17 protein-coding genes are annotated in these 16,738 nt (G+C 69.6%); 10 read left to right on the forward strand and 7 right to left on the reverse strand.

Features of this window, described 5'->3' with window-relative positions; all coding sequences use genetic code 11:
- Positions 1 to 21: 21 nt before the first annotated feature.
- The gene (locus OG453_RS05480) at positions 22 to 597 is read left to right on the forward strand and encodes a hypothetical protein (RefSeq protein WP_266865019.1); all 576 of its coding nucleotides are present in this window, start codon (positions 22 to 24) and stop codon (positions 595 to 597) included.
- A gap of 161 nt (positions 598 to 758) precedes the next feature.
- On the forward strand, positions 759 to 1,094 hold the full coding sequence (locus OG453_RS05485) for a DUF2516 family protein (protein WP_266865021.1): 336 nt from the start codon (positions 759 to 761) through the stop codon (positions 1,092 to 1,094).
- Between the two features lie 18 nt (positions 1,095 to 1,112).
- On the opposite strand, the gene OG453_RS05490 is transcribed toward OG453_RS05485, so the two are convergent.
- The 3 genes from OG453_RS05490 to OG453_RS05500 all read right to left on the reverse strand — a co-directional run bounded on the left by OG453_RS05490 (position 1,113) and on the right by OG453_RS05500 (position 4,817).
- Positions 1,113 to 2,432 (reverse strand): PP2C family protein-serine/threonine phosphatase, encoded by a 1,320-nt coding sequence (locus OG453_RS05490; protein ID WP_266865023.1) that lies wholly within the window; start codon positions 2,430 to 2,432, stop codon positions 1,113 to 1,115.
- 325 nt (positions 2,433 to 2,757) lie between these two features.
- Positions 2,758 to 3,783, reverse strand: coding sequence for a C40 family peptidase (locus OG453_RS05495; protein ID WP_266869718.1), 1,026 nt, complete (start codon positions 3,781 to 3,783; stop codon positions 2,758 to 2,760).
- Positions 3,784 to 4,019: 236 nt separating this feature from the next.
- Positions 4,020 to 4,817, reverse strand: a complete 798-nt coding sequence (locus OG453_RS05500) for a trans-aconitate 2-methyltransferase (protein WP_266865025.1) — start codon at positions 4,815 to 4,817, stop codon at positions 4,020 to 4,022.
- Between the two features lie 162 nt (positions 4,818 to 4,979).
- On the opposite strand from OG453_RS05500, the gene mshA reads away from it, so the two are divergent.
- From mshA to OG453_RS05515, 3 genes are all read left to right on the forward strand, one after another.
- Positions 4,980 to 6,326, forward strand: a complete 1,347-nt coding sequence (gene mshA / locus OG453_RS05505) for a D-inositol-3-phosphate glycosyltransferase (protein ID WP_266865028.1) — start codon at positions 4,980 to 4,982, stop codon at positions 6,324 to 6,326.
- Positions 6,319 to 6,810 carry a YbjN domain-containing protein gene (locus OG453_RS05510; RefSeq protein ID WP_266865030.1) on the forward strand — a complete coding sequence of 164 codons (492 nt, stop codon included), beginning with the start codon at positions 6,319 to 6,321 and terminating at the stop codon, positions 6,808 to 6,810. Before mshA ends, OG453_RS05510 begins: the two co-directional genes overlap by 8 nt.
- A gap of 966 nt (positions 6,811 to 7,776) precedes the next feature.
- Positions 7,777 to 9,528: a glycoside hydrolase family 55 protein gene (locus OG453_RS05515; protein WP_266865032.1), complete on the forward strand. Its 1,752-nt coding sequence runs from the start codon at positions 7,777 to 7,779 to the stop codon at positions 9,526 to 9,528.
- Positions 9,529 to 9,825: 297 nt separating this feature from the next.
- On the opposite strand, the gene OG453_RS05525 is transcribed toward OG453_RS05515, so the two are convergent.
- On the reverse strand, positions 9,826 to 10,242 hold the full coding sequence (locus tag OG453_RS05525) for a VOC family protein (RefSeq protein WP_266865034.1): 417 nt from the start codon (positions 10,240 to 10,242) through the stop codon (positions 9,826 to 9,828).
- 10 nt (positions 10,243 to 10,252) lie between these two features.
- Positions 10,253 to 10,627: a helix-turn-helix transcriptional regulator gene (locus OG453_RS05530; protein WP_266869720.1), complete on the reverse strand. Its 375-nt coding sequence runs from the start codon at positions 10,625 to 10,627 to the stop codon at positions 10,253 to 10,255.
- A gap of 167 nt (positions 10,628 to 10,794) precedes the next feature.
- Between OG453_RS05530 and OG453_RS05535 the strand changes: the two genes are divergently transcribed.
- Positions 10,795 to 11,154, forward strand: a complete 360-nt coding sequence (locus tag OG453_RS05535) for a hypothetical protein (RefSeq protein ID WP_266865036.1) — start codon at positions 10,795 to 10,797, stop codon at positions 11,152 to 11,154.
- Positions 11,155 to 11,206: 52 nt separating this feature from the next.
- Here the strand turns inward: OG453_RS05535 and OG453_RS05540 are convergent, their stop codons facing one another.
- Positions 11,207 to 11,968: a phosphoglyceromutase gene (locus OG453_RS05540; protein WP_266865038.1), complete on the reverse strand. Its 762-nt coding sequence runs from the start codon at positions 11,966 to 11,968 to the stop codon at positions 11,207 to 11,209.
- Positions 11,969 to 12,180: 212 nt separating this feature from the next.
- Here OG453_RS05540 and OG453_RS05545 point away from each other — a divergent pair, with 212 nt between their 5' ends.
- Together OG453_RS05545 and OG453_RS05550 are read left to right on the forward strand one after the other, a co-directional pair.
- Positions 12,181 to 13,494 carry an MFS transporter gene (locus OG453_RS05545; protein ID WP_266865039.1) on the forward strand — a complete coding sequence of 438 codons (1,314 nt, stop codon included), beginning with the start codon at positions 12,181 to 12,183 and terminating at the stop codon, positions 13,492 to 13,494.
- A gap of 60 nt (positions 13,495 to 13,554) precedes the next feature.
- Complete coding sequence (locus tag OG453_RS05550; protein ID WP_167828976.1) at positions 13,555 to 13,713, forward strand: hypothetical protein; 159 nt, start codon at positions 13,555 to 13,557, stop codon at positions 13,711 to 13,713.
- Between the two features lie 123 nt (positions 13,714 to 13,836).
- On the opposite strand, the gene phoU is transcribed toward OG453_RS05550, so the two are convergent.
- Positions 13,837 to 14,517: a phosphate signaling complex protein PhoU gene (phoU, locus tag OG453_RS05555; RefSeq protein WP_266869721.1), complete on the reverse strand. Its 681-nt coding sequence runs from the start codon at positions 14,515 to 14,517 to the stop codon at positions 13,837 to 13,839.
- A gap of 283 nt (positions 14,518 to 14,800) precedes the next feature.
- Here phoU and OG453_RS05560 point away from each other — a divergent pair, with 283 nt between their 5' ends.
- Together OG453_RS05560 and OG453_RS05565 are read left to right on the forward strand one after the other, a co-directional pair.
- Positions 14,801 to 16,060, forward strand: coding sequence for a cell wall metabolism sensor histidine kinase WalK (locus OG453_RS05560; protein ID WP_266865041.1), 1,260 nt, complete (start codon positions 14,801 to 14,803; stop codon positions 16,058 to 16,060).
- Positions 16,057 to 16,737 carry a response regulator transcription factor gene (locus OG453_RS05565; protein WP_111665435.1) on the forward strand — a complete coding sequence of 227 codons (681 nt, stop codon included), beginning with the start codon at positions 16,057 to 16,059 and terminating at the stop codon, positions 16,735 to 16,737. The genes OG453_RS05560 and OG453_RS05565 overlap by 4 nt, the downstream gene beginning before the upstream one ends.
- Position 16,738 lies beyond the last annotated feature (1 nt).

The following is a 16,738-nucleotide window of genomic DNA, read 5'->3' on the forward strand; positions in this document are numbered from 1 at the left end:
GAATCCGGGAGGACCATCGCCATGGCCATCAAGGACGACCTGTACAAGACCCTCAGCGACCCCACCCCCGCCTACTTCGCCGCGGGCACCGCGGACCTGGCGTACCAGCAGGCGAAGAAGGTGCCGGGTCTGATCGAGCAGCTGATCGCCGAGGCGCCTGCCCGGTTCGACGCCGTGCGCAACACCGACACCAAGGCCGTCCAGGACAAGGCCGCCACCCGCGCCAAGGAGGCGCAGGAGACGATCCAGACCAAGGTCACCGAGTTCATCGGCACCCTCGACACCGACCTGAAGAAGCTCGGCGAGAGCGCTCAGGACCTGGCGCTGCGCTCGGTCGGCGTGGCCGCCGAGTACGCGGTCAAGGCGCGGGAGAAGTACGAGGAGGTCGCCGAGCACGGTGAGCAGGCCGTGAAGACCTGGCGCGGCGAGGCCGCCGATGAGATCTCGGAGCTGGCCGAAGCCGTCGAGCCGGACGCTTCGGAGCCGAAGCCCGCCGAATCGCAGGCCGCCGCCTCCGCCCCGGCGAAGAAGCCGGTGGCGAAGAAGACCACCGCGAAGAAGACGACGGCCAAGAAGACCACGTCGCCCGCCAAGTAGGCGCGTGTCGCGGCCGTTGCTGCCGTAGGAACGGGCCGGGCACTCTCGGAGTGCCCGGCCCGTTCTCCGGGTAGCGGGTACGGTGTCCGCGTACTCAAGACTCGCGTACTCAAGACTTTCGAAGGCCTCACGAGCCGGGACTGGTGGTGGACGTTGTGCTGATGCAGGGCTTCGCAAACTTCATGTGGCTGCTGTCGTTGGCCCTGATCGTCTTCTGCGGGTTCGCGCTGCTCGACGCCGCGATCCGGCGCGAGGACGCCTACCGGGCCGCGGACAAGAAGACCAAGCCGTTCTGGCTGATCATCCTCGGGATCGCCTTCGTGGTGAGCCTGCTCTTCCCGATCCTGTCGTTCCTGCCGATCATCGGGCTCATCGCGACCATCGTGTACATGGTGGACGTGCGGCCCGCGATCAAGCAGATCACCGGCGGAGGCGGCGGTGGCCGCCGCGGCTCCAGCAGTGACGGGCCGTACGGGCCGTACAACGGCGGCCGGTAGCCCTCGGCCGATCGCAGGCTAGCGATCGCGGTCCAGGAGCAGCACAGCCACGTCGTCCGTCAGGTCGCCGCCGTTGAGGTCGCGGACCTCGTTGACCGCGGCCTCCAGGAGCTCGTCGCCCCGCAGCCCCGCCGCGATCTTGCGGCGGACCATCTCGACCATGCCCTCCTGGCCGAGGCGCTCCTTGCCCTGGCCGATGCGGCCCTCGATCAGGCCGTCCGTGTAGAGCATCAGGCTCCACCTGCCGCCGAGCTCCACCTGGCGGCGCGGCCAGCGGGCGTTCGGCAGCAGGCCGAGCGCGGGGCCGCTGTTCTCGTACGGAAGCAGCTCCGCGAGACGCCCGTCGCGGGCGATCAGCGGGGACGGGTGTCCGGCCAGGCAGAGTCCGGCGCGGCGGCCGTCAGGGGCGATGTCGACGGTGCAGAGCGTCGCGAAGATCTCGTCGTCGGCGCGCTCGTGCTCCAGGACCTTCTGCAGGGTGGAGAGCAGCTCGTCGCCGCACAGGCCCGCGAAGGTCAGCGTCCGCCAGGCGATGCGCAGCTCGACGCCGAGCGCGGCCTCGTCGGGGCCGTGGCCGCAGACGTCGCCGATCATGACGTGCACCGAGCCGTCGGGGGTGCGCACCGTGTCGTAGAAGTCGCCGCCGAGCAGCGCCCGTGAGCGCCCGGGGCGGTAGCGGGCCGCGAACCGCAGCGGTGAGCCGTCGAGCAGCGGCGTGGGCAGCAGGCCGCGCTCCAGACGGGCGTTCTCCTGGGCCCGCAGGCGCGACTCCGTCAGCTGGCGCTGGGCGGCGTCGGCGCGCTTGCGCTCCACGGCGTACCGGATGGCGCGGCTGAGCAGCCGCTCGTCCAGTTCGTCGCGGAAGAGATAGTCCTGGGCGCCGACGCGCACCGCCTCGGCGCCGCGCTCGGCGTCGCCGTTCGCGGTGAGCGCGAGGACGGCGTGCCGGGGCGCGAGGCGCAGCACGTGCTTGAGCATGGCGAGCTCGTCCTCGTCGGCCTCGGAGGCACCGGTCCCGGGGGCGCCGGCGCCCGTCAGGGCGAGGTCGAGCAGGATGCAGTGCACGTCGTCGGTGAGCAGCCGCTCGGCCTCGGTGAGGTTGCGGGCGGTGCGGATGCGGATGGGCTTGCCCGCGGAGTCGAGCAGCGCGGGGACGCCGAGTGACCCTGCCGGGTCGTCCTCGATCACCAGCAGGCTGAGTCCGGTGCCGCCTGTCTGCTCCGTCGGGCGGTGGTGTGCGGCCACGTCCGGGGACGTGGGTACGGGCGCCGGCAGAGCGTGAGCCTGACCGCCTTCCGCGGCCGGGATCGCTCTCTGCCGCGGTATGGGTACGGGCATCGGTTTTGTTCCTTCCCTCCCCCCGAGGGCATGGTGGGGCGACGGTCGCCGCACCACCGACGGGGACCATAGCGTTAGCCACGGCCCCATTGGAATGCCGAGCGGCAAACAGCCACCGTCATATGCCGCATGTAGGGCCGCAATTGGGCACGATGGCTCCCACCGGGGATGACGAACATCACGCCGGAGGTGTTGAGCACGGAACGTGGGGGTGCGGTGGGTCACATGACGTACGGCACAGAACGGCCACGCGACTGACTCACCGCACAGGGACGGTCACTTGTCGGCCGCTTCTTGCCGGCGGCCGGGTCGCCCGGCGGCCGGGCTACTTGTCGGGCCGGACGACCCCGAGGATCTTCATCGATCCCGCTCCGGCGATGGTGACATCGCGTCCGGGGCGCGGTGCGTGCACGATCGCGCCGTCGCCCAGGTACATCCCGACATGGCTGGCGTCCTGGTGATAAATGATCAGGTCGCCGGGGCGCATGTTCTTGATGTCGATGCGCGGCAGTTGCTTCCACTGCTCCTGCGACGTACGCGGAATGCCGTGTCCCGCCGCCGCCCAGGCCTGTGAGGTGAGCCCCGAGCAGTCGTACGAGGACGGGCCCTCGGCGCCCCACACGTACGGCTTGCCGATCTGGGCGGTGGCGAACTCGACGGCCTTCTTGCCCTGGCCTGTCGCCTTGCCCTTGATGTCCTTCAGGACGCCCGAACTCACCCACGCCGACTGCTTCTTGAGGGCGGCCTCCTCCTCGAGCTTCCGGAGCCGCTCGCGCTCCTTCTTCTCGAGCTTGGACTCCATCTCCTCGGCGGCCTCGATCTTCTTCTTGATCTTCTTCTTCGAGGCGGCCTTCGCCTTGCGGTTGGCTTCCAGCTTCTTCCACTGGGCGGTGGCGTCCTTGGCGTAGACCCGCAGGTCCTCCTGCGTCCGGCCCAGCTCGGTCAGCATGCCCTTGGTGGCCTTCTCGCCCTGCCGCATCCGCCCCGCGCCGTCCAGGAACTCCTGCGGGTCGTCGCTGAGCATCAACTGGGCCTCGGAGGGCATCCCGCCGCTGCGGTACTGGGCGCGGGCGGCGGCGCCCGCGCGGGACTTGAGCTTGTCGAGCTTCTGCTGGCCCTTGGTGATGGAGCGGGCGAGCCGCACGATCTGCTGGGACTGCTTCTTCGACTTCTCCTCGGCCGCGTTGTACGCATCCGTGGCGACGCCCGCTTCGTGGTAGAGGCGGTCGATCTCCTTGCGTACGTCCTCAAGGGACTTGGCCTTGCCGGGCGTTGGCTTCGCCGGACTCGCGAAGGCCGTGCCGGGTGTCGTCAGCACCGTCACCGCGCAGATCAGCGCCATGCCAGCCATCGTCGAACTCCGCTTGCCGGTCACGTCCCGCCTCCCCCAAAACTGATTTACCGTCAGTAACTTGTGGTCGCCCCGGGGATGGTGCCATGCCGGCGCGCAATCCGACAGAGCACGTCGGCAACTCCCATCCCGCTGCCCGACTCATGTGACGAACGGCACTGGAAGATCGTTCCCTGCAGGTCAGGCCGGGGGATCTGCTCCATGCGAGGCATGTTTCACGCCTGACGAGGCACGGTTCACGCCTGACGGGGCGCCAACGCCTCCCACCGCAGGGTCACTTCACCCTGCCGCCAGCGCGAAGGCCGGTCGGCCACCGGCCAGTCCGCGGCCAGCTCGCGCACCGTCCTGATCCACCGCTGCCGCGCCCCGTACGAGGCGTATGGGGCCGCTGCCGCCCAGGCCCGGTCGAAGTCGCGCAGGAACGCGTGTACGGGCTCGCCCGGCACGTTCCGGTGGATCAGCGCCTTCGGGAGCCGCTCGGCGAGGTCGGACGGCCGGTCGAGCGAGCCCAGACGGGTCGCGAAGGTCACCGTGCGCGGGCCTTCGGGGCCGAGCGCGACCCAGACGTGCCGCCGCCCGATCTCGTCGCAGGTCCCCTCCACCAGCAGTCCGCCGGGTGCGAGCCGCGCGCACAGCCGCTCCCACACGGCGGCGACCTGTTCCTCGTCGTACTGCCGTAGGACGTTGGCGGCCCGGATCAGCGCGGGCCTGCCAGGCAGCGGCACCTCGAAGCCGCCGTGCCGGAAGGAGAGCCCCTCCCTCTCGTACGGCTTCGCGGCCGCGACCCGCGCCGGATCGATCTCGACGCCGACCACGCGTACGTGGGGCGCGGCCGTCCGCAGCCGCACCAGCAGCTCGACGGCGGTCCAGGGCGCGGCTCCGTAGCCGAGGTCGACGGCCACGGGGTCGGCCGCGCGCCGCAGCTCGGCGCCGTGCGTGGCGGCGATCCAGCGGTCCATGCGGCGCAGCCGGTTGGGGTTGGTGGTCCCGCGGGTCACCGTTCCCACGGGGCGGGAAGGGGTGCGGGAGGCCATGGGGAAAGGGTATGTGCCCGTAGCCGTGGGCAACGGTTGAGCCCGACCCGGTAATGATTTAGCAAAGAGGAAATGGAGGCGGCCCTTCCGATGTTCTCCCTCTGGAGGGCTTTTGCGGGCCCTCCCGCAAGCCATGCCCGCGCGCGCAAGGAGGACCGCCACGTGACCCAGTACGTGTCCAGGCTCGGTCGCCTCTCTCCGGCAGCGCCCGGCAGACTCCGGCTCCCCGGTACGCACCGCCGCCCGCGCCGCGTGGCGATGCTGAGCGTCCACACTTCACCGCTGCACCAGCCCGGCACGGGCGACGCGGGCGGCATGAACGTCTACATCGTCGAGCTGGCCAAGCGCCTGGCCGCGATCAACGTGGAGGTCGAGATCTTCACGCGCTCGACCACGGGCGCGCTGCCGGCCGCCGTCGAGCTCGCTCCCGGCGTCCTGGTCCGGCACGTGGACGCGGGCCCCTACGAGGGCCTGGCGAAGGAGGAGCTGCCCGCCCAGCTCTGTGCCTTCACGCACGGCGTGATGCAGGCGTGGGCCGGCAACCGCCCCGGCTACTACGACCTGGTCCACTCCCACTACTGGCTGAGCGGCCACGTCGGCTGGCTGGCCGCCGAACGCTGGGGCGTGCCGCTGGTGCACGCGATGCACACGATGGCAAAGGTCAAGAACGCCGCGCTGGCTGTCGGCGACACACCCGAGCCCGCCGCCCGCGTCATCGGCGAGACACAGATCGTGCGGGCGGCCGACCGCCTGATCGCCAACACCTCCGAAGAGGCCGACGAACTCGTACGCCATTACGAAGCGGACGCGGGCAAGGTCGCTGTCGTCCACCCCGGCGTGAACCTGGACCGCTTCCGCCCGGCCGACGGCCGCGCGGCGGCGCGCCACCGCCTGGGCCTCCCACAGGACGCCTTGGTCCCCCTCTTCGCGGGCCGCATCCAGCCGCTGAAGGCGCCGGACGTACTACTCCGCGCGGTAGCCGTCCTCCTCGACCAGCGCCCCGAACTGCGCTCGAACATCGTCGTACCCGTGGTGGGCGGCCCCAGCGGCAGCGGCCTCGCCAAGCCGGAGGGCCTCCAGAAGCTGGCGGCCAAGCTGGGAATCGCGGACGTGGTCCGCTTCCAGCCGCCGGTGGGCCAAGAGCAACTGGCGGACTGGTTCAGGGCCGCATCGGTCCTCGTGATGCCCTCCTACAGCGAGTCCTTCGGCCTGGTCGCCATAGAGGCGCAGGCGGCGGGCACGCCGGTGCTCGCGGCGTCGGTGGGCGGCCTGCCGGTCGCGGTCCGCGACGAGACGACGGGTTTCCTGATCTCCGGCCACGAGCCGGCCCACTACGCGCGCGTACTCCGCGATTTCGCCGAGAACCCCCACCTGGTGGACCGCATGGGCGCGGCGGCCGCGCTGCACGCGGAATCCTTCGGCTGGGACATGGCGGCGTCCGCCACGGCGGACGTCTACACGGCAGCCATGCACGAGCACCGGCGTCGCGTACGCTCGCATCATGGCTGATCAGGCTGACGCACCGGCGATCATCGAGCAGACGCTGAACGACGCCGAGCTGGAGTGGGAGAACCCGGAGCCCGGCTCCTACGTGGTGAAGCTCCCCGGTACCCGCAAACTCTCGACGACGCTCTCGCTCAAGCTGGGCAAGCACGCGCTGACGCTGATGGCGTTCGTGGTACGCCACCCCGATGAGAACGACGCGGCGGTCCACCGCTGGCTCCTGGAGCGGAACCTGCGCCTGTACGGCGTGAGTTACGCGATCGACTCCCTGGGCGACATCTACCTCACCGGCAAGCTGCCACTGTCCGCGGTGACCCCCGAGGAACTGGACCGCCTCCTCGGCTCGGTCCTGGAGAACGCGGACGGCCCCTTCAACACACTCCTGGAACTGGGCTTCGCCACGGCGATCCGCAAGGAGTACGCGTGGCGGGTGTCGCGGGGCGAGCCCACCCGAAACCTGGACGCGTTCACTCACTTGACCCAGGAGTAGTGGGTTCCCGGCGTCGAGTTGGCGCCGGGGCCGCCCGGTTGTCCGGAGTGTGGCGGTTCCGGGCCGGGTGTAAAGGGCGCTCCTTCGTCGCGTCGGCTGCGCCGATTCCGCTTCGCTCCACCCTTGACACCCACCCCTCCACCGCGGGAACCGAGATGACCGGGCGGCCACGAAGCGGGGCTCACGGGGACGGGCCCTTGGGGCGTCAGGCTTGTCTGCCGGGTGCGGACTAGTTCGTAGCAGCGCAGCCCGCTGAAGGGATGGACGGGCTGCGCGGTCAGCTCGGGGATGGGTCCCGGCTTCGTCAAGCGTCTGCCGACCGGATCTTCCGGGGCGGGCCTCAGGTGTCAGGCGTCAGGGGTGCAACTCGCCGAATGCGAGGCTCAGTTGATCCCCGGACCTGGCCGTGAGGGGGGTGGGGGACCTACTTCGGCAAAGTTGCGTTTCGTAGTGCCGCGCGCCCCCCTTGTGCCAGAACGCTACTTTTCCAAAGTAGGCCCCCCACCCCCCCGCCTGTCCCTGGCCGTGACGGTCACCCCGGAAGATCCGGTCGGTAGACGCTTGACGAGACCGGCACCCATCCCCGGACCGCCCGCGCACCCCTTCAGTGGGCAGCGCTGCGACGGACTAGTCCGCACCCGGCAGCGAAGCCGGATGACCCATCCCCGCAGTCCCGTGAGCCCCGTTTCGTGGCCGCCCGGTCAATTTGCTTCTCGCGGTGGAGGGGTGGGTGTCAAGGGTGGAGCGAAGCGGAATCGGCGCAGCCGACGCGACGAAGGAGCGCCCTTGACTCCCGGCCCGGAACCGCCAACCTCGGGACAACCGGGCGGCCCCGGCAAGAACACCACCACCGGCCCACCAAAGCCCCCGCCCTGCCACACACCTTCCCCAGCCGCCAACCCCATGGCATGCTCACCGCCACCGCAGATATGAACGACGTTCACATCCATAGAAAGCGGAGGCGCTATGGGTACAGGCATGGAGCACCCCACCAGACGCGGCGTACTCGGCGGCGCGATAGCCGTCGCGGCGGCAGCGGCCGCCGGCGGTGCGGCGGTCGGCGGGACCGCGTGGGCGGCTGGCCAGCGGCCGCGAGGTGAAACCCCCGCCCTCTGGCGGGAGTTCACGAAGGCTCCGTACACCCACCCCCAGATCCCCTACGTAGGCCGAGCCGGCGCCCGAGCCGGCAGCCGCCACCTGCCCCGCCCCGAAGTCGTAGCGAACGTACGTGATTACGGGGCCAAGCCCGACGGCACGTCAGACGCCGCCCCCGCCATCAACCGCGCCCTCGCCGAAGCCGGCGCGAACGGCGGCGGCACCGTCCTCATCCCACCGGGTACGTACCGCATAGACGACATCATCCGCATCGCCCACGACAACGTCGTCCTCCGAGGCGCAGGCAGCGCCCGCACCACCCTCCACGCCACCAAGAACCTCACCGAACTCATCGGCCCCTACGACTCCCGTTACGGCGGTGACAAGAGCAGCTGGTCCTGGGCCGGCGGCCTCATCTGGCTCTGTCCACAAGGACGTTGGGAGTCCCTCGCCACAGCCATCAAGGCGAAGGCCTGGCCGTTCGAGGGCTGGACGGGCAACAGAAGGGACGAGTGGGAGACCCTCACGACCACCGCCCCGGCACACCGCGGCGACCGCACCCTGAAGGTCACCGACACCTCCCGCCTGCGCAAGGGCGACCTGGTCCTGCTCCGCCTCGCCGACGACGCGGACCACACGCTCCTGCAGCACATGGCGGGCGGAGGACCGGGCCCGGAGGCCTACACCTGGGACGACAAGACGAAACTGACCTCATACGTTCCGTACGAGTGGCCGGTACGCATCACCTCCGTAAAGAAGAGCACCGTCACCCTCGAACGCCCCCTCCCCCTGGACGTACGCCCGGAGTGGGACCCCCGACTCACCACCCACGTCCAGGCGTTGACGAACGCGGGGGTCGAGGGCCTCACCCTCGAGGCGGTCGAGACGCCCCAGTCCCCGCACCTCCTGGACAAGGGCTACAACGGCGTCACGTTCCAGTGCGCGTACGACTGCTGGGCGGACGACATCGTCGTACGCCATGTGGACAACGGCTTCGGGCTCGTCGGCGCATCCGCCTGCACCCTCCGCAACACCCGTGTCGCGGGCCGAGGTTCGCACCACCCGTACTTCTGCCGCGAGGGCTCACACGACAACCTGATCGAGGACTTCACCATCGAGCAGCGCACGGTCCCGGCCCCGTCAGGAACCCAGCTCCACGGCATCAACGTAGAAGGCCTCTCCTCCTACAACGTCTGGTCACGCGGCACGATGGACATGGGCACCTTCGACAGCCACCGAGGCATGCCCTTCGCGAACGTCCGCACGGACATCACCGTCAACAACAACGGCCGCCACGGCGGAGACGCCAGCGCGGGCCCGCTCTTCGGCGCCCGCTTCACGCACTGGAACATCCGCGTGACGAATCACCGCGCTGGCCTGATGAAGATCGACGGCCTGGCGCCCTACAGCGCCACGGTGGGCATCAACGAGGTACGGGAGTTCGACCAGATCGACGTACCCGACTTCTCCGGAGAGCTGCACTCGCGCATCGAGCTCTGTGGGACGACGGATGTGGTCCGGCCCCGGAACTTGTACGAGGCGCAGCGTGCATCTGGCATAGGTGACAGGCATGAGCCAATCCGGCCCCGGATGCACACAATGTCGCCAACCGTCGGTAACTGATCGACCGCGGCGCGTGGTTCGGGCTACACAGGAGGACTGGAACGTTCTTGCCTGACGGGAGGACTGGCCCAGTGGTGCTGACGATCGATCTCGCGGTTCTGCTGGCTGTCGTCATCGTCATGTTGTGGCGTAGACGCGTAGCGCCTCGGACGCGGCTCGACACAGGAATGACCATGGCCGTCGTGCTCGTCTTCGGGGTGCTGATCGCCCCGACCGCCTTCGGGCAGGGGATCCTGGACGCCGTGGGTGAGGTCGCGCAGGGCGTCACGGACGTGGGCAGCCCGTGACACCTGGCGCTCACTTCCCGCGAGGCTGGCTGAAGCGCACCATGTTCCCGGCGGGGTCGCGGAAGGCGCAGTCGCGGACGCCCCAGTGCTGGTCGACCGGCTCCTGCAGCACCTCGCCGCCCGCCGTGCTGATGCGCTCGAAGGTCGCGTCGACGTCGTTGGTCGAGAAGATGACGCCGCGCAGCAGGCCCTTGCCGAGGAGTTCGGCCATGGCCTGCTTGTCGGCCTCCGATGCGTTCGGGTCGGCCAGCGGGGGTTCCAGGACGATGCTCACGTCCGGCTGAGAGGGCGCCCCGATGGTCACCCAGCGCATGTCCGCGTATCCGACGTCGCCCCGCACATCGAGGCCGAGAATGTCGCGGTAGAAAGCGAGCGCCTTGTCGTGGTCGTCGACGGCGATGAAGGTCTGAGAAAGCTTGATGTCCATGCGTTCCACGCTACGGTCGGGCGCCGGATCCGGCTTCTCCGTTCCTGACCGGTCGTGTGTGGATCTTGGCGATGCAGGCCGGGACGTCGGCGCCCTCGTCATGGCTCCGGGCCCGGTATGCGCTCGGGCTCTCGCCGACAAGCTCGGTGAACCGTGAGCTGAAGGACCCGAGGGACGTACAGCCGACGGCGAAGCAGACGTCCGTCACCGTCAAGTCGCCCCGCCGCAGCAGCGCTTTGGCCCGCTCGATGCGGCGCGTCATCAGATAGCTGTACGGCGTCTCACCGAAGGCGGCACGGAAGCTGCGGGAGAAGTGGCCCGCCGACATGAGGGCGACGCGGGCGAGCGCCGGGACGTCGAGCGGCTCGGCGTAGTCGCGGTCCATGGTGTCGCGGGCCCGGCGCAACCGGACGAGATCCTCCAGCGTCGTCACCCGACCACCATCCCACGTGTTTCAAGTCAGCCGTCATGTGATGCTTCGAGTTCAAGGATCCGCTCGGCGTTACTGTCATCTCCTCGCGTACTGCAGGATCCCGGACGAGGGCGACGGCTATGGACCGGGAACAACTCGAACCACTGCTGGCTGCCGGTGATGGTGAGGCACCCTCGACCGCCCTGGATGCGCTCCGCGACGGTGCGTCGCATGTCGTCTGGGAGGGCACCACTTCCGCCGAGTCACTCGCGCATATCTACGGTCGCCGTCTCAGACACACGCTCCGCAAGGGCATCGAAACCACGGGCCTGGAACGCGCCGTGGAACTCCTCAGCAGGCATGGCCAACCGGTACGGCTGGGGCAGATCAATTCTTCGGACGGGGCCTGGGTCTTCATGCTCTTCATCACCGAAGACGGCCGCGGGCTGGTGGCATGCACTGGCGTACGGCAATCGGCCCAGAGTGGTCCCGGGTCATGAAAATGCCCCCCATCCGCGCCGTATGCGCAGGTGGGAGGCATGATCACAAAATCTACTTCTTCTTGCCCTGGTTCCTGACCGCCTCGATGGCAGCCTTCGCCGCCTCCGGGTCCAGGTACGTGCCGCCCGGCTTCACCGGCTTGAACTCGGCGTCCAGTTCGTAGGCCAGCGGGATGCCCGTCGGGATGTTCAGGCCCGCGATGTCCTCGTCGGAGATGCCGTCCAGGTGCTTGACCAGGGCGCGCAGCGAGTTGCCGTGCGCGGCGACCAGGACCGTCTTGCCGTCCAGGAGGTCCGGGACGATGCCGTCGAACCAGTACGGGAGCATGCGGACGACGACGTCCTTGAGGCACTCCGTCTGGGGGCGCAGCTCCGGCGGGAGAGTCGCGTAGCGGGGGTCGGAGAACTGCGAGTACTCCGCTTCGCGGTCAAGGGCCGGCGGCGGGGTGTCGTACGAGCGGCGCCAGAGCATGAACTGCTCCTCGCCGAACTCGGCCAGGGTCTGCGCCTTGTCCTTGCCCTGCAGGGCGCCGTAGTGGCGCTCGTTCAGGCGCCAGCTGCGGTGGACCGGGATCCAGTGGCGGTCGGCAGCCTCCAGGGAGAGCTGCGCCGTGCGGATCGCGCGCTTCTGGAGCGACGTGTGGACCACGTCGGGGAGCAGGCCGGCGTCCTTGAGCAGCTCACCGCCGCGGACCGCCTCCTTCTCGCCCTTCTCGTTGAGGTTGACGTCCACCCAGCCGGTGAACAGGTTCTTCGCGTTCCACTCGCTCTCGCCGTGGCGGAGGAGGATCAGCTTGTACGGTGCGTCGGCCATGCCCCTGAGCGTAATCGAACCGCCGGGCGCCCCGCGCGCCCGGCCGGGGCGTGGACTCAGGCCCCGCCGCAGGGGGGTCAGTTGACGGTTTCTGTTAATCCGGTGGCTCCCCGAGCCACCGGGATCGTAATGTGCGGTCGTCGCTAGAGACGCTTACACGTGGACGGTTGCACGTCCTGTTCGCGCGCCTGCCTGATCTGTGGGGGAAACCGATGTCGCTCGCCGCCATGAGACGTGCCGCAAGAGAGTCCGTCTCGGGGCTGCCCCGAGAGTTCTGGTGGCTGTGGACCAGCACCCTCGTCAACCGGCTCGGCGCCTTCGTCGCCACCTTCATGGCGCTCTATCTGACCCTGGACCGGGGCTACTCCGCGACGTACGCCGGGCTCGTCGCCGCCCTGCACGGGCTCGGCGGAGTCGTCTCCTCGCTGGGCGCCGGTGTCATGACCGACCGGCTCGGGCGGCGGCCCACCCTCCTCATCGCCCAGTCCTCCACGGCGCTCTCCGTCGCCCTGCTCGGGTTCATGAAGGACCCGCTGGCCATCGCCGCCGTGGCCTTCCTGGTCGGTATGGCCAGCAACGCCTCCCGGCCCGCCGTCCAGGCGATGATGGCGGACATCGTGCGGCCCGAGGACCGGGTGCGGGCGTTTTCCCTCAACTACTGGGCGATCAACCTCGGGTTCGCGATCTCCGCCATGGGCGCCGGCTTCATCGCCGAGTTCAGCTACCTCGCCGGGTTCCTCATCGAGGCCGCCATGACCATGGCCTGCGCGATCGTCGTCTTTGCGAAACTGCCGGAGTCGCGGCCCGTGCGGACCGCCCTGGAGAAGGACGCCGAGCCGGAGGTGGGGCTCGGGACGGTCCTGCGGGACGGGCGGTTCATGGGGGTCGTGGGTCTTTCCTTCCTCATCGCGCTGATCTTTCAGCAGGGGTCCGTCGGGCTGCCCGTCGCCATGGGTGAGGCCGGGTTCACGCCCGCCGACTACGGCATGGCCATCGCGGTCAACGGCGTACTGATCGTCGTCCTGCAGATCCCGGTCACCCGCTTCATCGAGCACCGGGACCCGCAGCGGCTGCTGATCATCTCCGCGCTGCTCGCCGGATACGGCTTCGGGCTCACCGCCTTCGCCGGGTCGATCGGCGTCTTCGCGCTGACCGTGTGCGTCTGGACGCTGGCTGAAATCGTCAACGCGCCAACGCAGACGGGACTTGTGGTGCGGCTTTCGCCCCTCCACGGCAGGGGGCGCTACCAGGGCATGTACACCCTGTCGTGGGCCGTGGCCGCGCTCGTCGCCCCGCTGATGTCCGGCTTCGTGATCGACCGCTTCGGGGCGGAGTGGCTGTGGGGCATCTGCGCCGTCATCGGTACGTTCGCGGCGCTCGGCTACTGGACGCTGATGAGGGGACTTCCGGAGGAGGAGACCGAGGTGGGGGCGGGGGCCGTGCCGGTGGCTCCGGCTTCGCAGGCCGTGGAAGAGACCGCGGAAGAGGCTCCCGCAGCCGATGCCCGCGCGCGCGTGCGCCGTTGATGCGCCGTCAGGTCTGGGCATAGACAGGGGATAGGCAGTACGCCTTCGAGGAGGAGACCCATGGCAGAGTCCCCCAACCCCGTGTTCACCCCCGAGCAGCCGACCGTGACACCAGGCCTGCCCGAACTGGTCCTGCTGGGAGCCTGCGGCTGCGGCTCGGGCTGCGGCTGCGGCTGCCAGCAGGGTGGATCGTGCCAGTGCGGCGGGGGCTGCGGGTAACGCAGTCACCACGCCAGGCAGTCACAACGCCAAGCGTTCACCACGCCAAAGGGTGTGCCCCGCACGGAAAGCGCGGGGCACACCCTTACGTGAGCCGGAGAACGTGAGCGGGAGAAGGAGGCCTCAGGCCCCTTCCACAGGCGCCCCCGACGGCTGGATCTCATCCGCGTGTTCACCGGTGACGAGGTACACGACCCGCTTGGCCACGGAAACCGCGTGGTCGGCGAACCGCTCGTAGTAACGGCCCAGCAGCGTCACGTCCACGGCGGTCTCGATGCCGTGCTTCCACCGGTCTTCCATCAGGTGCTGGAAGAGCGTGCGGTGCAGCAGGTCCATCTCGTCGTCGTCCTGCTCGAGCTGCAGCGCGAGATCGACGTCCTTGGTGATGATGACCTCGGCGGCCTTCGCCATCAGCCGCTGCGCGAGCTGCCCCATCTCCAGAATCGTCGCGTGCAGATCGCGCGGCACGGCCGACTCGGGGAAACGCAGCCGGGTCAGCTTGGCCACGTGCTGGGCGAGGTCGCCCGAGCGCTCCAGGTCGGCGCTCATCCGCAGCGAGGTGACGACGATGCGCAGATCGGTGGCGACCGGCTGCTGCCGCGCGAGCAGGGCTATCGCGCGCGCCTCCAGGTCATGCTGCAGATCGTCGACCTTCTGGTCAGCGGCGATCACGCTCTCGGCCATCTTCAGGTCGGCGTCGAGCATGGCCGTGGTGGCGCGCCCGATCGCCGACCCGACGAGCCGGGCCATCTCGACCAGGCCCTCGCCGATCGAGTCAAGTTCCTCGTGGTACGCGTCCCGCATGTGGATGTCCCTCTCTAGTACGTCCCGGGGGGTGACCCCCACGCTCCCACGGTGCGGGGCGGACGCGTCCGTTTCCGACATCCCAAATGAACCGTCCCTGTCACCAAGGTGAACTATGGGCGACGGGGAGCGTCCGCCCCGGAGCGGACCCTGCTCGGCCCCGGTCGGCCCGTTCGGTCGAAGTGAACCATCCCCGTCCCCTCGGTGAACTCTGGGCGACGAGTGTTCGAGGCCGCACCCGTATGGCTGTGGCCGGTGCGTAAAGGGCGCATAACCTGGAGGCATGGACGTGAACGCGGCGGTCGCCGCAGCGGCAGCGATCGCCGGGGTGTGCACCGGTGTCATCGCCATGCTGGCGTTCCGCTGGAGCGAGCGCGACCTGAAACGCCCCACCCGGACCTCCCTGCACACCGACCCAGTACTGCCACCGGGCGTCGACACGGTGCTCTCCGTGCTCCGCTCGTCCGCCGTCGTCCTCGACGAGGCGGACAGCGTCGTGAAGGCCAGCTCCGCGGCGTACGCCCTGGGCCTGGTCCGCGGCGGCAAGCTCGCCGTGGAGCCCATGCTGCAGATGGCGCGGGACACCCGCCGAGACGGAGAGATACGCCAGGTCGAGCTGGACCTGCCGCGCCGCGGCACCGGCCGGGGCGAGGCCCTCGCCGTATCCGCCCGCGTCGCCCCGCTCGGCTCCCGCCTGGTGCTCCTCCTGGTCGAGGACCTCACCGAGGCCCGCCGCATCGAGGCCGTACGACGTGACTTCGTGGCGAACGTGAGCCACGAGCTCAAGACCCCGGTAGGGGCTCTCTCCCTCCTCTCCGAAGCCGTCATGGACGCCTCCGACGACCCCGAGGCCGTCGAGCGCTTCGCCGGCCGGATGCAGATCGAGGCGACCCGCCTGACCAGCCTCGTCCAGGAGCTCATCGACCTCTCCCGGGTCCAGAACGACGACCCCCTGGAGGACGCCGAACCCGTCCGTGTCGATGAACTGGTGGCGGAGGCGATCGACCGCAGCCGTCACCAGGCCTCCCACAAGCAGATCACCATGGCCGCGGGCGGCACCGCCGACCTGCAGATATGGGGAAACCGCGGCCAGCTAGCGGCGGCGCTCGGCAACCTCGTCGAGAACGCCGTGAACTACAGCCCCGCCCGCACCCGCGTGGGCATCGCCGCCCGCCGGGTCACCGCGCCCGGCGGGGATCTCATCGAGGTGGCCGTCACCGACCAGGGCATCGGCATCTCCGACAAGGACAAGGAGCGCATCTTCGAGCGCTTCTACCGCGTAGACCCGGCGCGCTCCCGGGCCACCGGCGGCACCGGCCTCGGCCTCGCCATCGTCAAGCATGTGGCCGCCTCGCACGGCGGGGAGGTCACCGTGTGGAGCTCGGAGGGACAGGGCTCCACCTTCACCCTGCGGCTGCCCGAAGCAGCCGCTGCCCGCGAACGCGGATCCGGTCACGGCGGACTCGGCAACGACGCCGACACCGCACGGCCCGACGAGACCACAGCGTACGAACCCATCCCTGCCCCGGAGGTCCTTCCGTGACCCGAGTGCTCGTCGTAGAGGACGAGGAGTCCTTCTCCGACGCCCTGTCCTACATGCTCCGCAAGGAGGGCTTCGAGGTCGCCATCGCGGCCACCGGCCCGGACGGACTCGACGAGTTCGAGCGCAACGGCGCCGACCTCGTCCTGCTCGACCTGATGCTGCCGGGCCTGCCCGGCACGGAAGTCTGCCGCCAGCTGCGCGGCCGCTCCAACGTCCCGGTGATCATGGTCACCGCCAAGGACAGCGAGATCGACAAGGTCGTGGGCCTCGAAATAGGAGCCGATGACTACGTCACCAAGCCCTTCTCGTCCCGCGAGCTGGTGGCCCGCATCCGCGCGGTCCTGCGCCGCAGGGGCGAGCCGGAGGAGGTCACGCCGCAGGCCCTGGAGGCGGGCCCGGTCCGGATGGACGTCGACCGCCACGTGGTCACGGTCTCCGGCTCCAAGGTCGACCTGCCCCTGAAGGAGTTCGACCTCCTGGAGATGCTGCTGCGCAACGCGGGCCGCGTGCTGACCCGCATGCAGCTCATCGACCGCGTCTGGGGCGCCGACTACGTGGGCGACACCAAGACCCTCGACGTCCACGTCAAGCGCCTCCGCGCCAAGATCGAGCCCGACCCGGGGGCGCCGCGCTACCTGGTGACGGTGCGGGGCCTGGGCTACAAGTTCGAGCCGTAAA

Source organism: Streptomyces sp. NBC_01381, assembly GCF_026340305.1.
Lineage (GTDB): Bacteria > Actinomycetota > Actinomycetes > Streptomycetales > Streptomycetaceae > Streptomyces.

Coding starts and splice junctions, on each gene's coding strand:
- OG453_RS05480 (WP_266865019.1), top strand. CDS start 22: ATGGCCATCAAGGACGACCTGTACAAGACCCTCAGCGACCCCACCCCC.
- OG453_RS05485 (WP_266865021.1), top strand. CDS start 759: ATGCAGGGCTTCGCAAACTTCATGTGGCTGCTGTCGTTGGCCCTGATC.
- OG453_RS05490 (WP_266865023.1), bottom strand. CDS start 2,432: ATGCCCGTACCCATACCGCGGCAGAGAGCGATCCCGGCCGCGGAAGGC.
- OG453_RS05495 (WP_266869718.1), bottom strand. CDS start 3,783: ATGGCTGGCATGGCGCTGATCTGCGCGGTGACGGTGCTGACGACACCC.
- OG453_RS05500 (WP_266865025.1), bottom strand. CDS start 4,817: ATGGCCTCCCGCACCCCTTCCCGCCCCGTGGGAACGGTGACCCGCGGG.
- OG453_RS05510 (WP_266865030.1), top strand. CDS start 6,319: ATGGCTGATCAGGCTGACGCACCGGCGATCATCGAGCAGACGCTGAAC.
- OG453_RS05515 (WP_266865032.1), top strand. CDS start 7,777: ATGGGTACAGGCATGGAGCACCCCACCAGACGCGGCGTACTCGGCGGC.
- OG453_RS05525 (WP_266865034.1), bottom strand. CDS start 10,242: ATGGACATCAAGCTTTCTCAGACCTTCATCGCCGTCGACGACCACGAC.
- OG453_RS05530 (WP_266869720.1), bottom strand. CDS start 10,627: ATGGACCGCGACTACGCCGAGCCGCTCGACGTCCCGGCGCTCGCCCGC.
- OG453_RS05535 (WP_266865036.1), top strand. CDS start 10,795: ATGGACCGGGAACAACTCGAACCACTGCTGGCTGCCGGTGATGGTGAG.
- OG453_RS05540 (WP_266865038.1), bottom strand. CDS start 11,968: ATGGCCGACGCACCGTACAAGCTGATCCTCCTCCGCCACGGCGAGAGC.
- OG453_RS05545 (WP_266865039.1), top strand. CDS start 12,181: ATGTCGCTCGCCGCCATGAGACGTGCCGCAAGAGAGTCCGTCTCGGGG.
- OG453_RS05550 (WP_167828976.1), top strand. CDS start 13,555: ATGGCAGAGTCCCCCAACCCCGTGTTCACCCCCGAGCAGCCGACCGTG.
- phoU (WP_266869721.1), bottom strand. CDS start 14,517: ATGCGGGACGCGTACCACGAGGAACTTGACTCGATCGGCGAGGGCCTG.
- OG453_RS05560 (WP_266865041.1), top strand. CDS start 14,801: ATGGACGTGAACGCGGCGGTCGCCGCAGCGGCAGCGATCGCCGGGGTG.